The sequence below is a fragment of the Planotetraspora sp. A-T 1434 genome (genome assembly GCF_025420585.1).
In the GTDB taxonomy this organism is placed as follows: domain Bacteria; phylum Actinomycetota; class Actinomycetes; order Streptosporangiales; family Streptosporangiaceae; genus JAOEGB01.
The window spans coordinates 112,145-135,627 of the sequence record NZ_JAOEGB010000002.1 but is presented as its reverse complement, the minus strand read 5'-3'; the positions used below and the strand labels follow the sequence as shown (position 1 = coordinate 135,627).

The 23,483-nt window shown below is 73.5% G+C and carries 17 protein-coding genes; 10 read left to right on the top strand and 7 right to left on the bottom strand.

Annotated elements, in window-relative coordinates:
• Window positions 1-7: 7 nt before the first annotated feature.
• From N5079_RS03955 to N5079_RS03935, 4 genes are all read right to left on the bottom strand, one after another.
• A complete protein-coding gene (locus N5079_RS03955) occupies window positions 8-640 on the bottom strand; it encodes a cupin domain-containing protein (protein WP_261581997.1) in 633 nt (210 codons plus the stop codon).
• Entirely contained in the window at window positions 630-3,512 is a 2,883-nt protein-coding gene (locus N5079_RS03945; RefSeq protein ID WP_315967776.1) for a helix-turn-helix transcriptional regulator, read from the bottom strand. Before N5079_RS03945 ends, N5079_RS03955 begins: the two co-directional genes overlap by 11 nt.
• A 117-nt stretch (window positions 3,513-3,629) precedes the next feature.
• Complete coding sequence (locus N5079_RS03940) at window positions 3,630-4,463, bottom strand: hypothetical protein (RefSeq protein WP_261581996.1); 834 nt, start codon at window positions 4,461-4,463, stop codon at window positions 3,630-3,632.
• The gene (locus tag N5079_RS03935) at window positions 4,384-5,106 is read right to left on the bottom strand and encodes a helix-turn-helix domain-containing protein (RefSeq protein ID WP_261581995.1); all 723 of its coding nucleotides are present in this window, start codon (window positions 5,104-5,106) and stop codon (window positions 4,384-4,386) included. Before N5079_RS03935 ends, N5079_RS03940 begins: the two co-directional genes overlap by 80 nt.
• Window positions 5,107-5,254: 148 nt before the next feature.
• On the opposite strand from N5079_RS03935, the gene N5079_RS03930 reads away from it, so the two are divergent.
• The 8 genes from N5079_RS03930 to N5079_RS03895 are packed head-to-tail and all read left to right on the top strand — an operon-like array spanning window position 5,255 to window position 15,021.
• Complete coding sequence (locus N5079_RS03930) at window positions 5,255-6,667, top strand: SWIM zinc finger domain-containing protein (protein WP_261581994.1); 1,413 nt, start codon at window positions 5,255-5,257, stop codon at window positions 6,665-6,667.
• On the top strand, window positions 6,664-6,795 hold the full coding sequence (locus tag N5079_RS03925) for a hypothetical protein (RefSeq protein ID WP_261581993.1): 132 nt from the start codon (window positions 6,664-6,666) through the stop codon (window positions 6,793-6,795). Before N5079_RS03930 ends, N5079_RS03925 begins: the two co-directional genes overlap by 4 nt.
• The gene (locus tag N5079_RS03920) at window positions 6,792-8,132 is read left to right on the top strand and encodes a DUF5691 domain-containing protein (protein WP_261581992.1); all 1,341 of its coding nucleotides are present in this window, start codon (window positions 6,792-6,794) and stop codon (window positions 8,130-8,132) included. Before N5079_RS03925 ends, N5079_RS03920 begins: the two co-directional genes overlap by 4 nt.
• Before the next feature lie 50 nt (window positions 8,133-8,182).
• Entirely contained in the window at window positions 8,183-9,196 is a 1,014-nt protein-coding gene (locus N5079_RS03915) for an AAA family ATPase (RefSeq protein WP_261582277.1), read from the top strand.
• On the top strand, window positions 9,186-11,501 hold the full coding sequence (locus tag N5079_RS03910) for a DUF5682 family protein (RefSeq protein ID WP_261581991.1): 2,316 nt from the start codon (window positions 9,186-9,188) through the stop codon (window positions 11,499-11,501). Before N5079_RS03915 ends, N5079_RS03910 begins: the two co-directional genes overlap by 11 nt.
• On the top strand, window positions 11,501-12,631 hold the full coding sequence (locus N5079_RS03905; protein ID WP_261581990.1) for a VWA domain-containing protein: 1,131 nt from the start codon (window positions 11,501-11,503) through the stop codon (window positions 12,629-12,631). Before N5079_RS03910 ends, N5079_RS03905 begins: the two co-directional genes overlap by 1 nt.
• A gap of 10 nt (window positions 12,632-12,641) precedes the next feature.
• Window positions 12,642-14,009 carry an MFS transporter gene (locus N5079_RS03900; protein WP_261581989.1) on the top strand — a complete coding sequence of 456 codons (1,368 nt, stop codon included), beginning with the start codon at window positions 12,642-12,644 and terminating at the stop codon, window positions 14,007-14,009.
• Between the two features lie 16 nt (window positions 14,010-14,025).
• On the top strand, window positions 14,026-15,021 hold the full coding sequence (locus N5079_RS03895) for an enolase C-terminal domain-like protein (RefSeq protein WP_261581988.1): 996 nt from the start codon (window positions 14,026-14,028) through the stop codon (window positions 15,019-15,021).
• A gap of 93 nt (window positions 15,022-15,114) precedes the next feature.
• Here N5079_RS03895 and N5079_RS03890 read toward each other — a convergent pair whose 3' ends face one another.
• On the bottom strand, window positions 15,115-16,485 hold the full coding sequence (locus N5079_RS03890) for an LCP family protein (protein WP_261581987.1): 1,371 nt from the start codon (window positions 16,483-16,485) through the stop codon (window positions 15,115-15,117).
• 128 nt (window positions 16,486-16,613) lie between these two features.
• Complete coding sequence (locus N5079_RS03885; protein ID WP_261581986.1) at window positions 16,614-18,104, bottom strand: alpha/beta hydrolase family protein; 1,491 nt, start codon at window positions 18,102-18,104, stop codon at window positions 16,614-16,616.
• Window positions 18,105-18,219: 115 nt separating this feature from the next.
• On the opposite strand from N5079_RS03885, the gene N5079_RS03880 reads away from it, so the two are divergent.
• Window positions 18,220-19,347, top strand: a complete 1,128-nt coding sequence (locus N5079_RS03880) for an exonuclease SbcCD subunit D (RefSeq protein ID WP_261581985.1) — start codon at window positions 18,220-18,222, stop codon at window positions 19,345-19,347.
• Window positions 19,344-22,760 (top strand): AAA family ATPase, encoded by a 3,417-nt coding sequence (locus N5079_RS03875; RefSeq protein ID WP_261581984.1) that lies wholly within the window; start codon window positions 19,344-19,346, stop codon window positions 22,758-22,760. The genes N5079_RS03880 and N5079_RS03875 overlap by 4 nt, the downstream gene beginning before the upstream one ends.
• On the opposite strand, the gene N5079_RS03870 is transcribed toward N5079_RS03875, so the two are convergent.
• The gene (locus N5079_RS03870) at window positions 22,729-23,457 is read right to left on the bottom strand and encodes a M50 family metallopeptidase (protein WP_410007738.1); all 729 of its coding nucleotides are present in this window, start codon (window positions 23,455-23,457) and stop codon (window positions 22,729-22,731) included. The genes N5079_RS03875 and N5079_RS03870 overlap by 32 nt on opposite strands.
• Between the last annotated feature and the right edge of the window lie 26 nt (window positions 23,458-23,483).

The window sequence follows — 23,483 nt, the reverse complement described above, 5'->3', positions numbered from 1 at the left end:
GTCTCGCTTACACAGTATTTTCCGCTGAGCTCTGCGAGGGTCCGCCCACCGCGCGGAAGTCGGCGAAGTCGAAGCCGGGGGAGACCACGCAGCTCACCAGGACCGCCTCCGGGCCCGCCGGCCGGGCGGACTGCCAGACCCCGGCCGGGACCAGCGCCTGCGGCACCTGGCCGTGCTCCACGCCGGGGCCGAGTGTGATCACCGACTCGCGGCCGGGCACGTCGCCGTCGCCGCCCAGGACCAGGGTGAGCGGGCCGCCCCGATGCCACAGCCACACCTCGTCGCCGCGCACCACGTGCCAGACCGACTCCTCACCCGGGCCGAGCAGGAAGTAGATCCCCGTCGCGCTGTGCCGTACGCCGCCGTAGCCGGGCGGCTCGAACGTCACCGGCGAGCGCCACGTCTCCCGGAACCAGCCGCCCTCAGGGTGCGGCAGCAGGTCGAGCGCCTCGGCCACGGGGGGCCGCTCCTCGATCGACACGAACGCGCCCGACACGTCACGGCGGACGAACCGCTTCCTGCCGTCCTCCAGCGCGATGACCGGCTCGGGGCCGGTGAAGGCCCGGCCCGCCACCTCCAGCGCCTCGGCCTCGCTCCGGGCCTCGACGGACGGCCCGTCCGGATACGCGTCAAGCGTCATCAGCCGCATGCAACCCCTCCTGGTGGGCGATCGCCGCCGCCTGCGTGCGGGTGGCCACGCCCAGCTTGGCCAGAATGTTCGAGACGTGCACGCTGACGGTCTTCTGTGAAATGAACAGCAGCTCGCCGATCCTCCGGTTAGGTAGGCCCGCCGCGACGTGCGTGAGCACCTCCCGCTCCCGGCCGGTCAGGCCGCTCAGGACATCGGTGGCGGCGCCGTCTACGAACCGGGCCCGGCGGCCCAGCTCGTCCAGGGCGGCCCGGAACGGCTCCGCCTCCAGTTCGTCGGCGACCTTCGCCGCCTTCATCCACTCCGCGTGCGCCGCCTCACGGTCGCCCGCTTCGAGCAGGGCCTCCGCCAGCCGCCACCGTGACCGGGCCTCCTCGTAGACGAAGCCGAAGCCGAAGGCGTCCGTGGCCTTCCGCCACACCTCCGGGGCCGCCGTGCCGCACGCCCGCTGCCACTCCGCCTCGGCGCGGGCCAGCCACGCGCGCCCCTCGGGGCCGAGCTCGGCGCGCGGGCCGGACGGGCCGTTGGCCGCCGCCCAGCGGGCCCTTTCCAGCAGGTCGCCGCCCTCCCGCAGCCGGTCGCGTCCCTGGTCGTGCCGCTGGTCGTGCCGCTGGTCGGCGAGGGCCCACAGCCCTGTGGCGGCGATCCGGATCACGCCGGGGTCGAACGGCTCCAGCACGTCCAGGATCGCGGTGACGTGGTCGAGGGCCGTGGCGGGGTCGCCGCGCCAGAGCGCCTGCTCGGCGGCCATGCCGCGGGCCATGTAGGCCACGAGCTCGTCGGACAGGAAGGGGGAGAGCCACTTCAGCCGCTCGTCCGCCATCGGCCGTCCCCTGCCCACCTCCACGAACAGCGCGAATGACGACAGGCAGGCCTCGGCCTTGGTGCCGACCCGGATGCCGAACTCGGCCCCCAGCCGCTCCGCCCTGCCCCAGTCGCCCTTCGCGTAATGCACCAGGTAGTAGAGGAACCGCAGGTCCGTGCCGTAGGTGCTCCAGGTGAGGCCGGTCTCGCGGGCCAGCCGTACGCCCTCTCCCGCCGTCCGGGCCGCCGCCTCCAGATGCCCCTGCTCGTACTGCAGGCGCGCGTGGTTGAAGTGGGCCCGCATGTCGATGGACAGGTCGCCCGACGGCTGCCGGATGGCGCGGGCCAGTAGCTCCTGGGCGTGCTCGGCTGTGCCCGTGGCCTCCTCGAAGAGCGCGAGCGAGACCAGCGCGCTCGTCTCGGCGTCCCTCGCGCCGGTCGCGCGCGCGACCTCCAGCGCGCGGGTGGCCACGGCGGTGGCCTCCTCGACGCGGTAGTTCCACCACAGGGCCCGCGCCTGGGTGGCGAGAGCCCTGGCCAGCAGGGGGCTCTCCGGCGCGAGCTCCACCGCCTCTTGGGCGGCCGCCGTCATCCCCGGCGCGTCGTCGTTCGCGTCCGCGAGGTAGTAGGCCAGCCGCTCGTCGGTCTCCGCGATGAGGAGCGGGTCGCCGGCCAGCCGGCGCAGTAGCCTGAGCTGGGATATCGCCCGATGGTAGTCGCCGCTCTCGGCGGCCGCCGCCGAGCTCGCCAGCGCCAGCCGCGCCCGCGGCTCGCCGGCCACCTCCTCGGCCGCGGGCACCTGGTCCCACACCTCGAGCGCCCGCTCGAAGTGCCGGTGCGCCTCGGCGGGCGCGCCCAGCTCGACCGCGAGCCGGGCCGCCTCCACCGAGGCCCTGAGGGCGCTGGGCAGGTCGTGGCTCGCCAGGTAGTGGTGGGCCAGCTCGGCGGGCGAGCCGCCACGCGCGGCCAGCAGCTCCGCGAACGCCGCGTGCAGCCGGGTCCGCTCGCCGGGAAGCAGGTCGTCGTAGACCGCCTCCTGCAGCAGAGCGTGCCGGAAGGCGTAGCCGTCCGTGCTCGTCGTCAGCAGCCCGCGGGACACGATCTCGCGCAGCGCGTCCTCCAGGGGGAGGTCGCTGAGGCGCGTGGCGTCCCGGAGCAGGTCGTGGCCCACCCGGCGGCCCGCCACGGCCGCGACCCGCAGCACCTGCCGGGCCGTGTCCGGCAGCGCCTCCACGCGGGCGAGCAGGAGGTCCGCCAGCGTGCCCGGGACGCGACGGCAGTCGGCGGACGCGGCCAGCAACTCCTCGGCGAAGAACGGGTTGCCCCCGGCGCGCTCCACCACCCCGCCGATCACCTCGCCGATCACGCCGCCGTCGGTCTCGCTCAGCGTGGACAGGTATTCGGCCATCTCGTGGTTGGCCAGCGGGGCCAGCTCGACGGCGGTGACAAGTGGAAGCCGGTTCAGCTCGGCCAGGACCGGGCGCAACGGGTGGCGCCGGTGCAGGTCGTCGGTCCGGTAGGTCCCCACGAGGAAGACTCGCTCGCGCTGCAGCATGCGGGTGAGGAAGACGAGCAGGTCACGCGTGGAGCGGTCGGCCCAGTGCAGGTCCTCGAAGACGAACAGCACCGGGCAGTCGCCGGCCACCTCCGACAGCATGTCGAGCACCGAGCCGAACAGCCGCTGCTGCGCGAGCGCGCCGGTCGCCGCCTCGGCAGGTCCGGAGTCTCCTCCCGGCAGCAGGCGCTGCAGCACCGGCCTCGCGCCCACCGCCGCGCCGATGGGGTTGCCCGAGGCGGCCGCCGCGCCGCGCAGGGCGTCCGCGAGCGGCAGGTACGGCAGGGCGTCGCCGAGCTCGGCGCACTGGCCCACCAGCGTGACGAACCCCCGCCCCTGGGCGTGGTGGCACAGCTCCGTGACGAGCCGGGTCTTGCCGATCCCGGCGTCCCCGCCCACGAGTGCCACCCCGGCGAGCCCCTCGGCGGCGGCGTCAAGCACGCCCAGGAGCCGATCAAGCTCTCCCGAACGCCCGATCAAAGCCTTTTGGGTCGTTCGCGCCATCACCCTCGTGAGTATTCCACCCACCCCCGACACTTCCGGCGACGCCGGCTATCGACTTCCGGCTGTCAAGGGTGAGGGCCGGCCGGGCTGAGTTTTCCCGGCGATCCCGCGGAGCATTTATCGGGTGAGCGTCAGATAGGCCTCAACGGCGTCACCTCGGTCTGTGCTGTCACGAAGTGTGATCCACGGTGCTTGGCGAGTATCCCCAGTCAGACCGAGCCGTCGCAGATGCGTGCGGTCGCGGGCGGTAAGCCGGTCGCGCAACTGCCGGGGGTTCTCGACAAGGCTCAGCAGGAAGGCCAGGTCGAGCAGATGCCGCTCTGGATCGCGGGAGTCGGCAATTGCGGCGCGGGCCTTGATGACAAGCGCACCACCGAGGTCAGGCACAGGAACATAACCCCGCCTGGAACCGAATATTACGGGGATGATGCCCGCGCTTTGCAGCGCGCGCCAGCCTCCATCGATCTCGATGGCGGCCTTGCCCGCGATCCGGAGCGGAAGCAGATGGCGCGGCGGGTGGTCCGGCGCCACGATGTCGATGACCAGGTTGTCCTGGGTGAAGCGGTGCAGTCGCTTGCCGTCTGCGGTAGGAGTGGGGGCGAAGCCCAGGGAGCGGACATGAGTGGCGCAGGTGGTCAAGCTGGACGGGCTGAGCACGAGATTGGCGATGACGTCCAGGTCGGAGGAGAAGCGGATCGGAGACCTGCCCATGGCCAGGCCGTGGAGGGCGACCATCTGGCCCCCGATGAGTGCCCATGAGCGCTCTTCCAGTAATTCCGACAGGCTGAGGAGGGTGGGCCAGAGGCGGTCGTCGGGCAACTGGACCTGAGTGAGGTCAACTGGTTGGTCGCGTAGGCGAGACAGAGAAGTTTCAGTCACGGGCGGCTGCTCTCGAAAGTTGTTCGATGATTTGAAGCGCAGTGCGCCGGGAACGCGGATCACCGCTGTCAAGAAGGTCTACGGCAACCACCGCGACCGGCATGACCTCGCGGCCGAGGACGAACGGCAAGCGAGCGTCGGGGACGGCGGGGACCCGCAGCACAAGGTTGCCCGATTCGCTGGGAGCAAGGTGGAACTCCCGCTGAAGCAGCTGCCAGGTCTCTTCATCGGTGTAAGCCTCTGCCTCCCCCGTGGCGACGAGGTCGAGTCTATGCGTGGTGGTCGCGGAGACACCGGACCGGACGACGCCATCCCACCGCAAGATCTCGTCCAGATAAGCTGCCCGGGTCTGCACCCTGTGAGCCCTGGCCCGGACCCTCGCCAGGGCACTCCAATCGTCGGCCGACGTCCGGGCGATCAGCCTCTTGAGGTTGTAACGCTGCTGCGAGGACAAATCGAGGGACCTGGTGAGCTCCATCCAGTCCACGGTCCCCAGATCGCTCAGCAGAGCGGCCCACGCGGATGCGGGGGTCAACGGCCGCCCCGGCCGCCGGGGGGTCGCCACGAGCCGGTGAACCGAGACAGGATCGATGAGCCGGGTACGGCCCGCCATCCGAAAGGAGAGCTTGCCCGATTTGGCGAGGGCATGGACTCGTCCGGGCGTGACCCCGAGTATCCGAGCCGCCTCGTCGGTGGTGAGCCAGTCCTCCGGCATGCGTCAACTATAACTGTGACGTGTTAATAAGTTATATATAGCGCTCTTCTGCGAGACCGGTGGTCAGCAGCCATCGGGGTGTGGCCGGTGTCGGCATGGCGACGCGTGCCCGGCGGATTTGTCGGAGGGCCTGGCTAGTGTGCGGCGGGTGATCGAACGGTGGAGCCGGGATCAGGTGCTCGCGCTGGCGCCTGACGCGGCGTCGCGGAAGGCGGCGTCCGGTGTCGGGGCGCCCGCGAAGTGGTCCGGCGCCGGCGCGCTTCCCGACGTGGTCTGGGGTGAATGCGCGGGCAGCGGCGCCAAGCCGTACCGGGCGTGCGTGGACCTTTCCGAGCCGGCCTACAAGTGCAGCTGCCCGAGCCGGAAGTTCCCCTGCAAGCACGCCCTCGGGCTGCTGCTCCTGTGGTCGTCGGACGGCGTGGGGGCCGCCGACGGGCCCGTTGACTGGGTGGCCGAGTGGCTGGACCAGCGGCGTGCCCGGGCAGACAGGCAGGCGGCGAAGGAGGCCCGGGTTTCCGAGGCGGCGCCGGGCGGCGGGGACGGGTCTTCGGGCTCGCCAGGGTCGCCGGGCGGCCAAGGATCCTCCGGCGAAACGGCCGCGTCTTCGGCCGAGTCTTCTGGCGGGACGGCGGTGCCGGGCGGGGCGGGCAGGTCCTCGGGTGTCGCCGCGCAGCGGGAGAGCAGGGTCACGGCGGGGCTGTCCGAGCTGGAGCGGTGGCTGTCCGACCAGATCGCACACGGGATCGCGGGTGCCCGGCAGACCGGCCTCGCGGACTGGGACGACCTGGCGAAGCGGCTGGTCGACGCCCAGGCGCCCGGAGTGGCGAGCGCGGTGGCCCGCCTGTCCCGCGTGCTGCGCGAGGAGGACTGGCCGGGCCTGCTGCTGGAGGAGTACGCGCTGATCCACCTGCTCGCCGTCGCGCATCGCCGTACGGCGGAGCTTCCCGGCGAGCTCGGGCAGACGGTCAGGTCGCGGGTCGGCTTCCCGGTCGCCAGGGAAAGCGTGCTGGCGTCGCCGCCGGTCCGCGACCGCTGGGACGTGATCGGCAGCCGGGACGAGGAGCAGGACCGGCTCGTCGCCCGTCGCGTCTGGCTGATGGGCCGGGAGACCGGGCGTCCCGCGCTCGTGCTGTCGTTCGCGCCCATCGGCCAGGCCCTGGACGCCTCACTGGTGACGGGCACGACCATCGACGCCGACCTGGCGTTCTACCCGGGGTCGTCCCCGCTGCGCGCACTGGTGGCCGAGAGGCACGGCCTCGTGAGCGCGGGCCCGCCGCAGGGGATGGAGATCTCCCGGCTTTCCGGCCGCATCGCCCGGGTGCTGGCGGGTGACCCCTGGGCGGACTCCTGGCCCGTGGTCCTCGCCGACGCGGTCCCCACACTGGAGAGCCTTCTCGACCAGGAGGGGAGCGGGCTGCCGCTGCATCCCGGGGGTGGCGTTCCCTGGCGGCTGCTGGCCGTTTCCGGTGGCCGTCCGGTGACGGTGGCCGCCGAGTGGACGCCGCGCGGGCTGCGCCCCCTCACGGTCTGGGACGAGGGAGGCCGGGTGGTCCGCCTGTGAACGAGGCATGGGAGGGGGCGCTGTCCTCCGCCTCGGTGTCCGCCGTGCTGGTCGGCGCCGAGCGGCGGGCCGTACGGCTGGCCGATGTGCTGGAAGGCGTGGTGGGTGCGTGGGGGTGGGCGTTGTGAGCGGGTCGTGGGAGGAGTTGGTGTCCGCCGCTCTGGTGGGCGCCGAGCGCCGGGCCGTGCCGCCGGCCGGTCTGCTGGAGGAGGCCGCCGTGTGCGTGACGCGGAGGCGGGCAGGGTGGCGGCCGCGCAGGGGCCGGCCGCTGCCTTCCGCCTCCGCCGAGACGCGGCCGCTCGCGTCCCGGGCGGCGGGTGACCGGCTGGCTCGGATGCTCATGGGCGAACAGGCCCGGCTGCTGCCGGAGTGGCTGGAGATCGCGGCGGCGAGCGGCGTGCGGGTCCCCGCCGCGCTGATTCCCGATCTCCTCGACCACGGGGCGCGGGACCGCTCGATCCGTTCCCACCTCGGCCTGCTGACCGGCTCCCGGGGCCGCTGGCTGGCGGAGCTCAACCCCGCCTGGTCCTACCTCCTCGCGGAGCCCACCCTCGTGCCGCCCGCCGAGACGTGGGAGCTCGGGACGAGCGGCGACCGGCGGGCGTTCCTCGCCGCGCTGCGCGCCACGGCTCCCGCGCGCGCCCGCGAGCTCCTCGAAGGGGGCTGGAGCGGGGAGACGCCGGAGGACCGGGCCGCGTTCGTCGCCGTCCTCGCCGACGGGCTGAGCATGGACGACGAGCCGTTCCTCGAATCGGCCCTCGACGACCGCCGCCGGGAGGTGCGGCAGACCGCCGCCGACCTGCTCACTCGGCTGCCCGGTTCCCGGCTGGCCCGCCGGATGGCCGAGCGGGCCGCCCGCTGCCTCGTCCGGGGGAGGGCGGAGCCGCCCAGGGCGTGCGACAGCACGATGGAGCGTGACGGCGTCCGGGGCAGGCCGCCCGCGGGGATGGCGCAGCGCGGCTGGTGGCTCCAGCAGGTCGTCGCGCACACGCCGCTCGCCTTCTGGCCGGATCACCTCGGCCTTCCGGTTGGTGAGATCACCCGGATGAGGATCGGCGACTGGGAGAGGGAGGTCCGCATGGGCTGGACCCGGGCGGCGATCCTGCAACGCGACGCCGAGTGGGCGCGTGCGCTGTTCGAGGTGGAGCCCCTGACCGACCTGCTGGCCGTGCTGCCGCCGGCGGAGCAGTCCGACCGGGCGGCCGAGCTGGTCAGGCGGCAGCCGGTCGACGGGCAAATGATCATGATGCTGGGCGGCGTGGCCAGGCCATGGGGCCCGCGCCTCGCGAAAGCCGTACTGCGGAAGATCGTCGAGACCTCGGGCGCTCAGCCGTGGAACGCCGGCGAGCTGATCAGGCTGGCCGGTGAGCGGCTCGACCCCGCGGTGCACGCGCACGTCCACGACGTGCCCGACCTGGCCGCCACCCTGCTTTTCCGCTATGAGATGTCGAAGGAGCTTTCGTGACGACCGTTCTGCGCCCCCACGCGGAAGACCAGTACGCCGACGAGCTGGCGATGCTGGCGAAGAGCGACGACCGGCCCCGCCCGCCGGGCTGGCGGCTGTCGCCGTGGGCCGTGACGACGTATCTCCTCGGGGACGGCGACCAGATCACCCCCAAGTACGTCGGCCCGCGAAGGATCGTCGAGGTGGCGGTGGCCACCCTGGCGACCGACCGGGCGCTGCTCCTGCTCGGCGTCCCCGGCACGGCCAAGACGTGGCTGTCGGAGCATCTCGCGGCCGCGATCAGCGGCGATTCCACCCTGCTGGTGCAGGGCACGGCCGGCGCGGCCGAGGAGGCGATCCGCTACGGGTGGAACTACGCCCGCCTGCTGTCGGAGGGCCCGTCCCGGCAGGCGCTGACCCCGAGCCCGGTGATGCGCGCCATGGCCGAGGGACGGCTGGCGCGGGTGGAGGAGCTCACCCGGATGCCCTCGGACGTCCAGGACGCCCTGATCACGATCCTGTCGGAGAAGACGCTGCCGATCCCCGAGCTGAACGAGGAGGTCCAGGCGGCCAAGGGCTTCAACGTCATCGCGACCGCCAACGACCGCGACCGGGGTGTCAACGACCTGTCCAGCGCGCTGCGCAGGCGGTTCAACACCGTCGTGCTGCCCGTCCCGGCGAGCGCCGAGGAGGAGGTCGAGATCGTCTCCCGGCGGGTGGCCCAGCTCGGCCGTTCGCTGGAGCTGCCCGACACTCCGGCCGGGCTGGAGGAGATCCGCCGGGTGGTCACGGTCTTCCGCGAGCTGCGCTCCGGGGTGACCGCCGACGGGCGCACCAAGGTCAAGTCGCCCAGCGGCACTCTGAGCACGGCGGAGGCGATCTCCGTCGTGACCAGCGGGATCGCCCTCGCCGCCCATTTCGGCGACGGGGTGCTGCGCGCCTCGGACATCGCGGGCGGGATCGTCGGCGCGGTGATCCAGGACCCGGTGTCCGACCGCGTCGTCTGGCAGGAGTACTTGGAGGCCGTGGTCCGCGACCGCGAGGACTGGCGTGACTTCTACAGGGCCTGCCGCGATGCGGGCTGACGCCGTGACCCCCAAGGGCCAGGCGACGGTTCAGGCGGCGACGCGAACGACGGTTCAGACCGCGATCCTGGGCGTCCGGCATCACGGGCCCGGCTCGGCGAGAGCCGTACGGGCCGAGCTCGAACGGCTCAAGCCCGACGTCGTGCTCATCGAGGGCCCGCCGGAGGCCGACGCGCTGGTCGCCCTCGCCGCCGACCCCGGGATGGAGCCGCCCGTCGCCCTGCTGGCGCACGCGCAGGGCAAGGCCGCCTTCTGGCCGTTCGCGGTGTTCTCGCCGGAATGGCAGGCGATCACCTATGCGCTCCGGGCCGGGATCGAGGTGCGCTTCTGCGACCTGCCGGCCGCCCACAGCCTGGCCATGGAGATCGAGGCGGAGACCGCGAACGCGGGGCGCGACCCGATCGGCGAGCTGGCGGAGGCGGCCGGATACGACGACCCCGAGCGCTGGTGGGAGGACGTCGTGGAGCACCAGGCGCCCAGGCGCCCGGCCACCGGGCATGAGGCCCCTGAGCACGAGGTCTCTGAGCACGAGGCCTCTGAGCACGAGGCCGGTGGACGTGGGGTCGGCGGGCATGGGGTCGGGAGCGGTGTTCTCCAGGTGGTGGCCGAGGCGATGGCGGCCGTCCGCGTGGGCTACGTCCCGGACGGCACGGAGGCGCGGCGCGAGGCCCACATGCGCAAGACGCTGAGGACGGCGATGAAGGACGGCTTCGAGACCATCGCCGTGGTGTGCGGCGCCTGGCACGTCCCCGCGCTGACGACCCTGCCCCCGGCCGCCGAGGACGAGCGGCTGCTCCGCGGCATGCCCAAGGTGAAGGCCGACATGACCTGGGTGCCGTGGACGCACGGGCGGCTCTCCGCCCGGAGCGGCTACGGCGCGGGGATCACGTCCCCGGGCTGGTACGACCACCTGTTCGCCGCGCCCGACCGCCCGATCGAGCGCTGGCTGACCAGTGCCGCGGCGGTCCTCCGGGAAGAGGGACTGCCGGTCTCCTCCGCCCACGTGATCGAGTCCGTACGGCTGGCCGAGGGCCTGGCCGCCTTGCGGGGGAGGCCGCTCGCGGGGCTGTCGGAGGTGACCGAGGCGGCCAGAGCCGTGTTGTGCGAGGGCGACGACCTCCCGGTCGAGCTGATCCAGCGCCGCATGGTCGTGGGGGAGCGGCTCGGCCACGTGCCCGACTCGACCCCGATGGTCCCTCTTCAGCGGCATCTGCGGGAGGAGCAGCGGCGGCTCAGGCTCAAGCCCGAGGCCCTCTCCCGCGAGCACGACCTCGACCTCCGCAAGCCCCTTGACCTGGACCGCAGCCGCCTCCTGCACCGGCTCGGCCTGATCGGCGTGCCGTGGGGGGCCCGGCGAGAGACCCGGGGGAAGGGCACGTTCAAGGAGTCGTGGACGCTGGAGTGGCGGCCCGAGTTCGACGTGGCCCTCATCGAGGCGGCCCACTGGGGCATCACCGTCGACGCCGCCGCGACCGGCCGCGCCCGCGAGTGGGCGGCCGGGCCGGACGTGTCGCTCGCGGACCTGACCTCGCTGGTCGAGCGGTGTCTGCTGGCCGGCCTGTCCGAGGCCCTGCCCGACGTCCTCCAGGCGATCAAGGACAGGGCGGCGCTGGACAGCCAGGTGACCCACCTGATGGCGGCTCTTCCCGCGCTCGTCCGCGCCCAGCGGTACGGCGACGTGCGGGGCACCGGAGGGCTCGGCGCGATCACCGGCTCCCTGCTGGCGCGGATCTGCGCGGGCCTTGCGCCCGCGCTGACCGGGCTCGACGACGACTCGGCCCGCGAGATGGTCGCGCTGATCGACGGCGTCCACATCGCGGCCGGCCTGCTGGAGGGCGACCTCTGGCTCGCGACGCTCACGGGCGTTCCCGGCCGGACCGGCGTGCCGGGGCTGATCGAGGGCCGCGTCGTGCGGATCCTCTTCGACGCCGACATCGTGGACGACGTCGCCACCCGCATGGCGCGGTCGATGTCCCTCGGCAACCCGCCGGCCCGCGCCGCCTCCTGGATGGAGGGCTTCCTGTCCGGGGGCGGCCTGCTGCTCGTCCACGACAGCCGGCTGCTGGCCACCGTGGACGACTGGCTCACCGGGCTGTCCCCGGACGCGTTCGTGGACGTGCTGCCGCTGCTGAGGCGCACGTTCGGGGCGTTCCCGCCGCCCGAGCGGCGCATGATCGGAGACCGCGTCCGGTCGGGCACGGCCGCCGCCGCGCCCGAGGTGGACGACTACGACGACGAGCAGGCGGCGGCAGCCGTACACACCGTTCTGGAAATCCTGGGGCTGGAAGATTCGGGGAGGGCGTGATGGAGGAGCGGGCCCGCCGGTGGCGGCTGGTGCTCGGCGGCGCGGCCGAGGGCGCCCTGGACGGCGGCCTGGAGGGCGCCGACGCCGGCATGGACGCCGCGCTGGCCGCGCTCTACGAGAGAGGGGCGGGCCTGGGCGCTTCCGCGCCGAGGGTGGCGAGGTGGCTCGGGGACATCAGGGAGTATTTCCCGTCCACCGTGGTCCAGGTCATGCAGAAGGACGCGATCGAGCGGCTCAACCTGACCCGCCTGCTGCTGGAGCCCGAGATGCTGGACGCGGTGGAGCCCGACGTCCACCTGGTCGGCACGCTGCTGTCGCTCAACCGGGTTATGCCGGAGAAGGCCCGGGAGTCCGCCAGGGCCGTGGTCCGCCGGGTCGTTTCGGAGCTGGAGGCGAGGCTCGCCAGGCGGACCCGCGCCGCCGTCGCCGGCGCCCTCGACCGGTCGGCCCGGACGCACCGGCCGAGGCGGGCCGCCGACATCGACTGGAACCGCACGATCCGGGCCAACCTCAAGAACTACCTGCCCGAGCGGAACACGGTCGTGCCCTCCCGGCTGGTGGGATACGGCCGCAGGCAGCAGGCCGTACAGCGAGAGGTCGTCCTGTGCGTCGACCAGAGCGGGTCGATGGCCGCGTCGGTGGTCTACGCCGGGGTGTTCGGCGCCGTGCTCGCCTCGATGCGGTCGCTCAGGACGTCGCTCGTGGTCTTCGACACGGCCGTCGTCGACCTCACCGACCAGCTCCACGACCCGGTGGAGGTGCTGTTCGGCACCCAGCTCGGCGGCGGCACGGACATCAACCGGGCCCTCGCCTACTGCCAGGGCCTGGTCACCCGGCCCGCGGACACGATCTTCCTGCTGATCAGCGACCTCTACGAGGGCGGCGTGCGTGAGGAGATGCTGCGCAGGATGGCGGCCATGACCGCGGCCGGAGTCCAGGTGATCGTGCTGCTGGCGCTGTCCGACGAGGGCACGCCGCAGTACGACCACGACAACGCGGCGGCGCTCGCCGCGATGGGGATCCCGGCCTTCGCGTGCACGCCGGACGCGTTTCCCGAGCTCATGGCGGCCGCGATCGAGCGCAGGTCCTACGACCAAGGTCCGATGGCGTCCCCATCCCCCATTCCGTAATGTCCGTAACGTGACTTCAGTAGTGACCGCACCTCCTCCCGTCTTCGCGCGCCGTTACCGAGCCATGAGCGTCGGCATGGTGGCCCTCATCCTGCTCCTCGCGTTCGAATACCTGGCCGTGGCGACCGCCATGCCGGTCGTCGGACGCGAGCTGAACGGCTACCACCTGTACGGCCTGGCGTTCAGCGGCGGCCTGGCGGCGACCGTGATCGCCACGGTGGTGGGCGGCCGCTGGAGTGACGCCAGGGGGCCGCGCGCCCCACTCTGGACCGGGATCGCGGGCTTCATCGCCGGGCTGGCGGTGGCCGGGGCGGCCCCCACGATGGAGGTCTTCCTGGCGGGCAGGTTCCTCCAGGGCCTCGGCGGCGGCCTGTTCAATGTCGCCCTTTACGTCCTGGTCGCGCAGGTGTACCCGGCCGAGATGCACCCCCGCGTGTTCTCCCTGCTCGCCGCCGCCTGGGTGCTGCCCTCCGTGGTCGGCCCGGGGATCGCCGGGTTCGTCGCGCAGAACCTGAGCTGGCGGTGGGTTTTCCTGGCCGTGCCGGTCCTCGCCGTCCCGGCCGCGTTCGTCCTGTGGCGCGGGCTCCCCGGCGGCGAGCCGCAGGTTCGGGAGGCCATGGGCCGCGCCTTCCTGCCGAGGCTCGCCTGGGGGGGCATGGCCGCGGCCGGGGCGGCCCTCCTGCAGTACGGCAGCGGCACGCCCGGCACGGGGCTGCCGCTGGTGATCGCCGGGCTGGCCGTCCTCGCCTTCGCGCTGCCCCGGCTGCTCCCGCCGGGAACGCTGCGGGCCGTCCGCGGGCTGCCGACGGTGGTCGCGCTCCGCGGGCTGGCCGCCGGGGCGTTCTTCGCCGCCGAGGTGTTCGTGCCGCTGACCCTCACGCGGGTGCGCGGCCTCGACCCGGCGCAGGCGGGGGTCGCGCTCACCGGCGGCGCCCTGGCGTGGTCGCTCGGCTCGTGGATCCAGGGGCGCGGGCGCTTCGGCCGGGTGCCGGTGCTCCGCGCAGGCACAACGATGATCGCGGCGGGGATCACGGTCACCGCGCTGACCGTCTTCCACCAGGTGCCCGTGCTCGTGGCCTTCGGAGGATGGGTCCTTGCCGGGCTTGGCATGGGCATGGTCTACCCGACGCTGTCCGTGCTGGTCCTGGAGCTGTCCGCCCCCGGCGAGGAAGGCAGGAACAGCGCCTCCCTCGGCATCGGGGAGTCGGTGTTCTCCATCGTCGCGGTCGCGATCACGGGCGCGCTTTTCGCCGGCTTCGACGGGAGGACGCCGGTTTACCTCCTGTGCTTCGCCCTGCTCGTCGTCATGGCGGGGACGGGCACTCTCATCGCGGGGCGTTTTGAGCACGCCCGCCGAGCGGGCACCATGGAGGTCTAGCCGAGGGGGATTCACATTGCCGCGCGTCCGGGAGCTCGAAGTCTTCAGACTGACCCTGCCCTACGGCAGGCGTCCTGAGAGCGTCCTGGTCAAGGTCACCGACTACGGCGGCATGGTCGGTTGGGGCGAGGTCGTCGAGCCGCAACACGGTCACGCGCTGGAGCAGTCCCTGCCCGCCCTGATCGGCGTCGACTGGGAGCACCCCTCCGAGCTGGGGGAGATCCCCGGCGGCACGGCCGGTGACATGGCCTGCTGGGACCTGTGGGGGCGGATGACCGGCGTCCCCCTGTCCCACGCGCTGGGCGGGAGCCGTACGTCCCTGATCGCGACCGTGCGCCTGTCCGCGGACCGGTCCCTGGAGAGCATGGTGGCCCGGGTCAACCGGCACGTCTGCGCGGGCTACGGGCACGTCACCATCGACGTGCACCCCGGATGGGACGTCGAGCCGCTCCGGGCCGTCCGCGCCGCCTATCCGGGCCTGGCCATCGCCGTGGACGGGCATGGCGGCTACTCCGACATCGCCCAGCTCGAAGCCCTCGACTCCTACGACGTGGTGGCCATCGAGCGGCCGTTCAAGGACCTGCTGACCAGCGCCGACCTCCAGGATCGCGTCTCGGCGGCCGTGGCCGTCGAGGTGGACTCGGTGGCCGAGCTGGACGAAGCCGTCGCCGTGCACGCGGGCAGCGCGCTGCTGCTGCGCCCCGCCCGGTTCGGCTCGCTCGGCGCCGTACGGCTCGCCCACGACCGGGCCGTCGAGGCGGGCTGGGACATCGTCTGCGCGGGCGGCCTCGGCGCGGGGCTGGCCCGGGCGGCGACCGTCGCCGTGGCGAGCCTGCCCGGCTGCACGCTGCCGAGCGACGTGGCGGAGCCGCCGCAGAGCGCCCAGGTCGTCGTCCCGCCTGTCGGCGCGTCGGGCGGCGTGGTCGCCGTGCCCCTCACCCAGCCCGGCCTCGGCCACACGGTGGACGAGGCGCGGGTGCGCCGCCTCGCCCGCGAGTCGTTCCACGTCTGACAGGTCCGAGCGGCCCGATCCTCCAAGCGATTCCCGGCTCCACGGGCCCGCGCGGCTCCCTGACCGGCGAGACGTGAAGCCGGGGCTGGACGCTCAGACGGCGCCGCAGCCCTCGTCGATGGGGGAGAACACGGGTTGAGGCGTGGGCGAGAGCCGGTGCCGCCGGTGCCCGGGGAACACCGAGTCCCGGATCGCCTTGGCGGTCAGCAGGCGGATCCGCTCCCAGTCCGGGCTGGCCGTGCTGATCAGCGGCGGCACGAACTGGAGGCTGGTCACCTCGGCGTGCTTGACCTTCCATGCCAGCGGCACCAAGTGCTCCAGCATGGGCCGGGGGACGTCCGTCTGGAAGATCTTCCGCATGACCGCGGCCATCTCGGTGAACCGGCTCAGCACGGTCGCCGGGTCGGCCTGGTCCAGCAGCGCGTTGAAGACGCACCGCTGCCGCCGCATCCGGTTGTAGTCGTCGCTGCCGGTGCGGGACCGGGCGTACCACAGCGCGTCGGCGCCGCTCAGCCTGCGGGTGCCGGCCGGCACCACGCCCTCGCCGTACTTCCCGAACACGATGTCCCGGTCCACCGTGAGGACCAGCCCGCCCAGCGCGTCGATGATCTTGGCGAAGCCCCAGATGTTGACCAGCGCGTACCAGTCGATCCGGATGCCGAGGATGTAGCCGATCGTCTCCTTCAGCGTCTCCGGGCCCATGTGCCTGCGCCCCCCGAACAGCTCGGGATGGTCGTCGGCGTACTGCCACACGGAGAACAGCAGGTCCTCCCGCCAGCCGGGCTTGTACTCCGGTAGCCGGAATCCGTAGGGGAAGCGCTGCGCCATGGGGCTGCCCGGCGGGAACAGCACGTGCTCCAGGTTGCGCGGCAGGCCCAGCAGCACGGTGTTGCCCGTGTGCACGTCCATGCTCGCCACGTTGATGCTGTCGGTCCGCACGCCGATCCGGTCGTTGCCCCAGTCGCCGCCGAGCAGCAGCACGTTGACCCGGTCGCGGCCCGCCCAGGGGTCGCCCGCCTCCGGCCCGCCCCGCGCCCCGGCGGCGGGCTCGGCGAACACGGTGTCGATCGTCCGCTGCGAGACGGCGACGTACTGCGCGGCCAGGGCGAACGGCACGGCGACCGTGACCGCCAGAGCCCCGCAGACCAGGCCGGTGACGACCTGCCCCGCCCGCGTCAGCGTCCCCGGCCGCAGGACCACGAAGGAGTGGATCACCAGGGAGAACCACGCCACGGCGCAGACGGCGGCGGTCACGGTGATCTGGGTCAGCCAGTTGAGCGCGCGCCCCGCGAGCCCGGCGTCCGCGGTCGCGATCACCACCGCCGCGCAGCCGGCCACGACCAGATAGCCGCCCAGCAGGGCGTATCCCGTGCGCTTCCAGCCGGCCCGCAGATGGGCGGCGCCGGGCGCCACCACGGAGAGCGCCACCCAGCCGATCAGCGCGGCGGCTCTCCTCGTCGACACGGCAGCCGGCACACCACAGGAATCCACCTAGCCCATTGAAGCGGCGGAGGGCCGGGAAACCCGTCGCCTCACGAGTGCCTGACGAGTCGAGACCGGCATTTGAACCGGCATTTAGACGAGGCTTGCCCCTACCAGGGAACGGTGAACAGCCCGTAGTACGCGGCCGTGATCAGAAGCAGCCCCGTGCCGCCGAGGACGCCGATCAGGATGTTCTTCTGCCAGCGGGTCGGCTCCCAGCCGTGGCGCAGGCCCTCCGCGACCGCCGCCGCCGTGACGACCTCCTGCGCGAGCATCATGACCGCCAGCAGCCGCACGACGAGCCACCCGGCCTGTACGGCAGGCCACGCTCCGGCCTGGTTCACCGAGAACAGCACGATCAGCGTGATGAACGCCAGCACGGCGGCCAGCTCGCCGAGGCCGGTCCAGGCCATGCGGCGCAGGCGGCGGCGGATGGCCGGCCACAGGTCGGCGTTCGTCTGGAGCCGCAGGTCGCGGCCGCGCAGCCGGATGACCATCTCCGTGACCGGCGCGGCGACATAGCCCACGGCCGCCAGCGACAGGGTGAACCACAGGGTCGTGCTTCCGCCGTACCACGGAGCGGCCGGCACGTCGCTCGCCTCGAACCGCTGCACGGGAGTCGCGCCCGCGATCGGCACCGCGGGCTTGGCCGTGCCGGGAAGGCCGGTGATCCAGTTGGCCAGGGTCGGCAGGTAGTCGGGGACGAACCCGCCGCCGTTCCTGCGCATCGCGTGGTCGGCCCCGGCCAGGAACCGGATCGTGTAGGCGGGGTTGCCGCCCTCCCTCAGGGACGTGATCAGCGTCTCGGTGCTCTCCACGAACGGGATCGAGGGGTCGTTCGTGCCGTACAGCGCCAGAACCGGTTGCTTGACGGCCCGCAGGGCGGGGACACCGTTGTAGCGCAGGAAGTCGAACCCGACCCCACCCATGGCACGGGTGAGCAGGTCGCGCACTCCGCCCGGAGCGTGCAGGCGCAGCAGTTGCTCGTTGAGCGCCCAGGCGACCTGGCGCAGGGGGGAGACGTTCGGCGACGAGACCAGCACCACGAACGCCGCCTCGGCGCTGTGGGCGGCGATCGGGACGACCCAGCCGCCCTCGCTGACCCCCCAGATGCCCGCCCGCGCCGGATCGACGTCGGGCCGCTGCCGGAGCACCCGCAGCATCCGCAGGGCGTCGTCGGCCAGCAGGGAGAAGTCGCGGCTCCGGAAGGAGTAGCCCACCGTGCGCTTGTCGTAGGCCATGGTCACGATGCCGGCCCTCGCCAGCCACTCGGACTGGACGGTGAACTCCGACCCGCTGCTCGACCCCGAGCCCTGCACGAACACCATCGCCGGGTGCCTGCCCGGCGACATGGGCGACCTGATCGTGGCCGACAGCGTCTCGCCGCGCGCGGCGACCCTGACGGTCTCCGTCCGGACCCGCGCCGTGGTCGCGACGTGCCGGATCTCACCGGCGGGCTGGGCGGGCAGCGAGCGGAACTCCGGGGACGCGGGCAGTGGTGGCGGATCGAAGGCGGGCGGCGAGAGCACGTAGCCCAGCACCGCGAGCACGACCATCAGCACGCCGGCGACGACTCCCAGCGTGCCCCGGCCCAATTTCATGAGGCCGCTCCCCGGTGGATCATCCTGTACCGAAACCAGGCTAAGTCATTACCCGATCTCCGGAGGTGGCTGGGGAGGCCACATTTGTCGGAGGGACCTGTTAGCTTCCTGCGACATGCGCGTCTTGCACAGCTCCGATTGGCATCTCGGCCGGTCCTTCCACCGGGAAAGCCTGCTGAGCGCCCAGGCGGCGTTCGTCGACCACCTGGTCGAGACGGCACGGGCGGAGCGGGTCGACGTCGTGCTGGTCGCGGGCGACGTCTACGACCGCGCGCTGCCGTCCGTCGACGCGGTGGCCCTGTGCGACGAGGCGCTCGCCAGGCTCAAGGCGCTGGGCGTGCACACCGTGCTGATCAGCGGCAACCACGACTCGGCCGTACGGCTCGGCTTCGGCGCCGACCTCATGGAGCTGGTGCACCTGCGGACCGACCCGGCGCGGGCCTGGGATCCGGTGGTCATCGGCGACGCGGCCTTCTACGGCATCCCCTACCTGGAGCCCGAGCTGGTCAGGGGTCCCTGGGAGCTGGCCGAGCGCAGCCACACCGCCGCCATCTCGCACGCGATGGACCGGATCCGGGCCCACCGGCCGGAGGGTGGGGCGCGGCGCAAGGTCGTGCTGGCCCACGCGTTCGTCACGGGCGGGGAGGCGAGCGACAGCGAGCGGGACATCAGCGTCGGAGGGGTCGCCCACGTGCCGCTGAGCGCCTTCGCGGGGGCCGACTACGTGGCGCTCGGCCACCTGCACGGGCGCCAGACGATGAGCGAGACCGTCCGCTACTCGGGCTCCCCGATCGCCTACTCGTTCTCCGAGGCGAACCACACCAAGGGCTCGTGGCTGGTCGATCTCGACGCCGGCCCAGAGAATGCCGCGCGGGTCGAGTTCGTCCCCGCGCCGGTTCCCCGCCCCGTCGGCAGGCTGCGGGGCCGCCTCGACGACCTGCTCTCGAACGAGAGGTTCGCCGAGCGCGAACAGCACTGGCTCCAGGTGACGCTCACCGACCCGGTCCGGCCCCGTGAGGCCATGAAGCGGCTCCGCGGGCGCTTCCCGCACGCGCTGGCGCTCTCCTTCGAGCCGGACGGCACGGCGGACCCGCCGGCGCGCTCCGCCCGGATCGCCGGGCGGGCCGAGTTCGACGTGGCGCTCGACTTCGTGCGGGAGGTGCGCGGGGAGCCCGCCGACGAGGACGAGCGACGCCTGCTCGCAGAGGCCGTCGAAGCCTGCCGGATCAAGGAGGTTTCGTGAGACTGCATCGGATGCGGCTGGTCGCGTTCGGGTCCTTCCCGGGAACGGAGGAGGTCGACTTCGACGCGCTCGGCGAGGCCGGCCTGTTCCTGATCCACGGGCCGACCGGGGCGGGCAAGACCACCGTGCTCGACGCGGTCTGCTACGGGCTGTACGGCCGGGTGCCCGGCCAGCGGGACAGCGTCCGGAGCCTGCGCTGCGACCACGCGCCGCCCGGCCGGGGACCGGCCGTCGTGCTGGAGGTCACGATCAGGGAGAGGCGGTTCCGGATCACCCGGTCGCCCGCCTGGACTCGGCCCAGGCGCAAGGGCACGGGCATGGTCGAGGAGAAGGCCAAGGTCCTCGTGGAGGAGTTCACCGGGGAGTGGACCGCCCGCACCACCCGCAGCGACGAGGCCGGTCACCTGATCGGTGAGCTGATGGGCATGAACGCCGACCAGTTCTGGCAGGTGGCCATGCTGCCCCAGGGCGAGTTCGCGCGGTTCCTGCGGGCCGACGGCGACGACCGGCGCAAGCTGCTGGAGAGGCTCTTCTCGGTCAAGCTCTTCACCGAAGTCGAGAAATGGCTCGCCGAGCGCCGCACCGTGACCGGCCGCGAGCGGCAGGAGCTCCGGCAGAGGGTCGATTCGGTCGTCGACCGCATGCGGGGCGCCGCCGGAGACGAGCTGCCGGTGCCGGACGACGAGCCGGAGGCCGTGCTCACCCTCGCCGGCGCCGCCCTCGACCGGGCCGCCGAGGCCTGTACGGCCGGCCAGGCCGCGCTCCGCTCCGCCCGATCCCGGCTCAAGGAGGGCCAGGAGCTCGCGGAGCGGCAGGCGCGGCACGCCACCGCCCTCGCCCGGCGCGACGAGATCGACCAGGCGGCGGAGGAGCGGTCGGACCTCGAGGCGATCCTCGACGAGGCGGCGCGGGCCGATCGGGTGCTCCCTCTGATCCGCCAGGTCGAGCAGCGCGCCGAGGCCGCCGCCAAGGCCAGGCGGCTGGCCGCCGACGCCGTCAGCCGGGCCCTGCCGGTCCACGAGGGCCAGGAGGGCCAGGAGGGCCAGGCAGGGGAGAGGCCGGATGAAGGGCCGCGGGACGCGGAGTGGCGGTGGGAGGAGCGGCTGGCCGAGCTGGAGCGGCGGCGCCGCGACGAGATCGCCCAGGTCCGGCAGCTCCTCCCCGAGGAGTCCCGCCTGAACGACGTGCGGGCCGAGCTGCACGCCGCCCGCCGGGCGCTGTCCGGTCTCGCCGAGCAGGAGACGCGGCTGGCCGGGCGGCTCGCCGTGCTGCCCGGAGAGCGTCAAGAGGCCGAGAGCCTGCTCGTGGACGCCAGGGTCGCCGCGGCCAGCATCCCCGGCCTCGCCGCGGCTCGCGACCTCGCCGTCCGCCTCCGCGAGGTCACCCGCGAGGCCGAGCGGGCGGAGCGGGCGGAGGCCGAGCCGGCCCGCCGGGAGGCGGAGGCCCTCGCTGCCAGGGACGAGCTGCCCCGGCTGCTCGACGCCGCGCGGGCGCGGCTCAAGGTCCTGCTGGCCGAGGCGGCGCGGGTCCCCGCGCTGGAGGCCGCCTGCCAGATCGCCCGGGACCGGCTGGACGCCGCCGTCCTTCGCGACGCGCTGGCGGGCGAGCTGGAGTCGGCCGAGCGGGACCGGCGCGCGGCGATCGACCGGGCGCAGGACGCCCGGGACCGGCTCCAGGAGGTCCGGCGCGCCCGCATCGACGGCATGGCCGCCGAGCTGGCGGCGTCCCTCGTCGAGGGGGAGCCGTGCGTGGTGTGCGGGTCGGCGGACCATCCCGCCCCGGCCCAGGCCTCCGGGGCCGGCTTCACGGAGCGGGACGAGCAGGCCGCTCACGATCACTTCGAGGCCGCCCGGCAGATCCGCGAGGAGGCCGAGGCCCGGGTGGCCGGGCTCTCGTCACGGCTCGGCGACGTGACGGCCCGAGCCGGAGGACTGCCCGCCGCCCAGGCCCGGGCGGCGCTGTCGGAGGCCGAGGCCGAGCTGGCCCGGCTGCGCGAGGTCGCGGCGGGGGAGCCGGGCGCCGCCGCCGAGGTGGCACGGCTCGCCGCTGACCTCGACGCGGCCCGTGACGAGGCCGAGGAGGCCGGCCGCCTGGTCGCCGAGAGCCGGGCCCGCCTGGCCGGGCTCCTGGCCGAGCGGGATCGCCTCGCGGGCGACGCGGCAGATCTGGCCGACGCGGAGCGGAGCCTGCGGCGGGCGGAGCAGACGGCGGCGCGCGAGCCCGGCCTCGTCCAGGCCGCCGCCCGGCTGACGGCCGAGCTCGAGGAGCTGACCGGCCGGGCCCGCCAGATCGAGATCGAGGCGGCCCGGACCCGGGCACGCCGGGAGCGGCTCGCTGCCGACGAGGAAAGGCTGGCCGCCCTGGTCGACGGGGCCCGGGGCGCCGACCCCTCCCTCGCCGCCCGCCTGGACCGGCTCCTCGACGAGGCCGAGCTCATGCGGGACGCGGCGGAGGCGACGCGGACGGCGGCCACGGCCGACCGCGAGCACGAGGAGGCCCTGGAGCGGGCCGCCGACGCCGCGGCCGAGGCGGGCTTCCCCGGCCCCGGCCGGGCCGGGCTGGATCGGGCCGGCGCGGCGGTCCGCTCCGCGGCCGACCGGGAGGCGATGGCCGGGCGGCTCCGGTTCCTCGACACCGAGCGGGCGACGGCCGACCGGCTCCTGGCCGATCCCGAGCTGGCCGCCGCGGCCGCCGAACCGGCTCCCGATCTGGCCGGGCTGCAGCTGGACCACGACCGCGCCGAGCGGGAGCACGCCACGCGCACGTCCGCACGCGACCGGGCGCGGGACAGGCTGGACCAGCTCACCGGGCTCGCCGCGGAGTTGGATGCGGCCGTCCGGCGTTACCGCCCCGCCGAGGAGCGTCATCGCCTCGCCCGGAGGCTCGCGGAGCTGACGGGCGGCACCTCCACAGACAACGAATGGCACATGCGGCTGTCGTCGTTCGTCCTCGGCGAGCGGCTCCGCCAGGTCGTCGAGGCCGCCAACGAGCGGCTCGACCACATGTCCGCCGGGCGCTACCGGCTCCAGCACGACATGCGCAAGGCCGCGGGCGACCGGGCCAGGTCCGGAGGCGGGCTCGGGCTGCGGGTGCTCGACGGCTGGACCGGGGTGGACCGCGACCCGGCCAGCCTGTCCGGCGGCGAGAGCTTCATCACCTCGCTCGCCCTGGCGCTGGGGCTCGCCGACGTCGTGACGACCGAGGCGGGCGGCGCCGAGATCGGCAGCCTCTTCGTGGACGAGGGGTTCAGCACGCTCGACGACGAGACGCTCGACGACGTGCTCGACATCCTCGACGGCCTGCGTGAGGGAGGCAGGGCCGTCGGCATCGTCAGCCACGTGGCCGAGCTGCGGGTCCGGATCCCCGCCCAGCTCAAGGTCGTCAAAGGGCGTTCAGGGTCAACACTTCTCTGACCAGCAGGTAACCGCCGGCGGCGAGCGCGCCGGCCGAGACGAGGAGGAACAGCAGGACCCAGATGGCGCCGGGGATCCGGGTCAGGCGGGCGAGCTGGTCGGCGTCGGAGTCGGGCGCCCGGCCGCGGCGGCGCTTGGTCTGCAGCTCCAGGATCGGCCGGACTCCTCCGAGCAGCAGGAACCACACCGCCAGGTAGGCCGAGACGGCCTGGATGGCGGGCGGCGCGAAGTAGGACAGCGCGAAGACGGCGCCCCCCACGACGAGCAGCGTCACCGCGCCGAAGAGGTTGCGGATCATCAGCAGCATGCAGACGAGGAACGCGAGCACGGCCCACAGCAGGAGCGTGATGTAGCCGGCGGCCACGAGCCAGGCGGCGCCCATCCCGATCAGCGACGGCGCGACGTATCCCGCGGCCGCCGTCGCGATCATGCCGAGGCCGGTGGGGTTGCCCTTGGTGAGCGTCACGCCCGAGGTGTCCGAGTGGAGCCGGATGCCGCGGAGTTTCCTCCGGGTCAGCACGGCCGCCAGCGCGTGCCCGCCCTCGTGGGCGATCGTGATCAGCCCCCGGGAGATGTGCCACGCGGGCGGGTACGCGACGATCCCGAGCGCGATGCACCCTGACAGGACGATCAGCCACAGCGGTGGCGGGACCTGGGTCGAGGTCAGCTCGTTCCAGAGCGCTTTCAGGGGGTTCACCTCCTACTGGCAGGCTCTACCTTCTA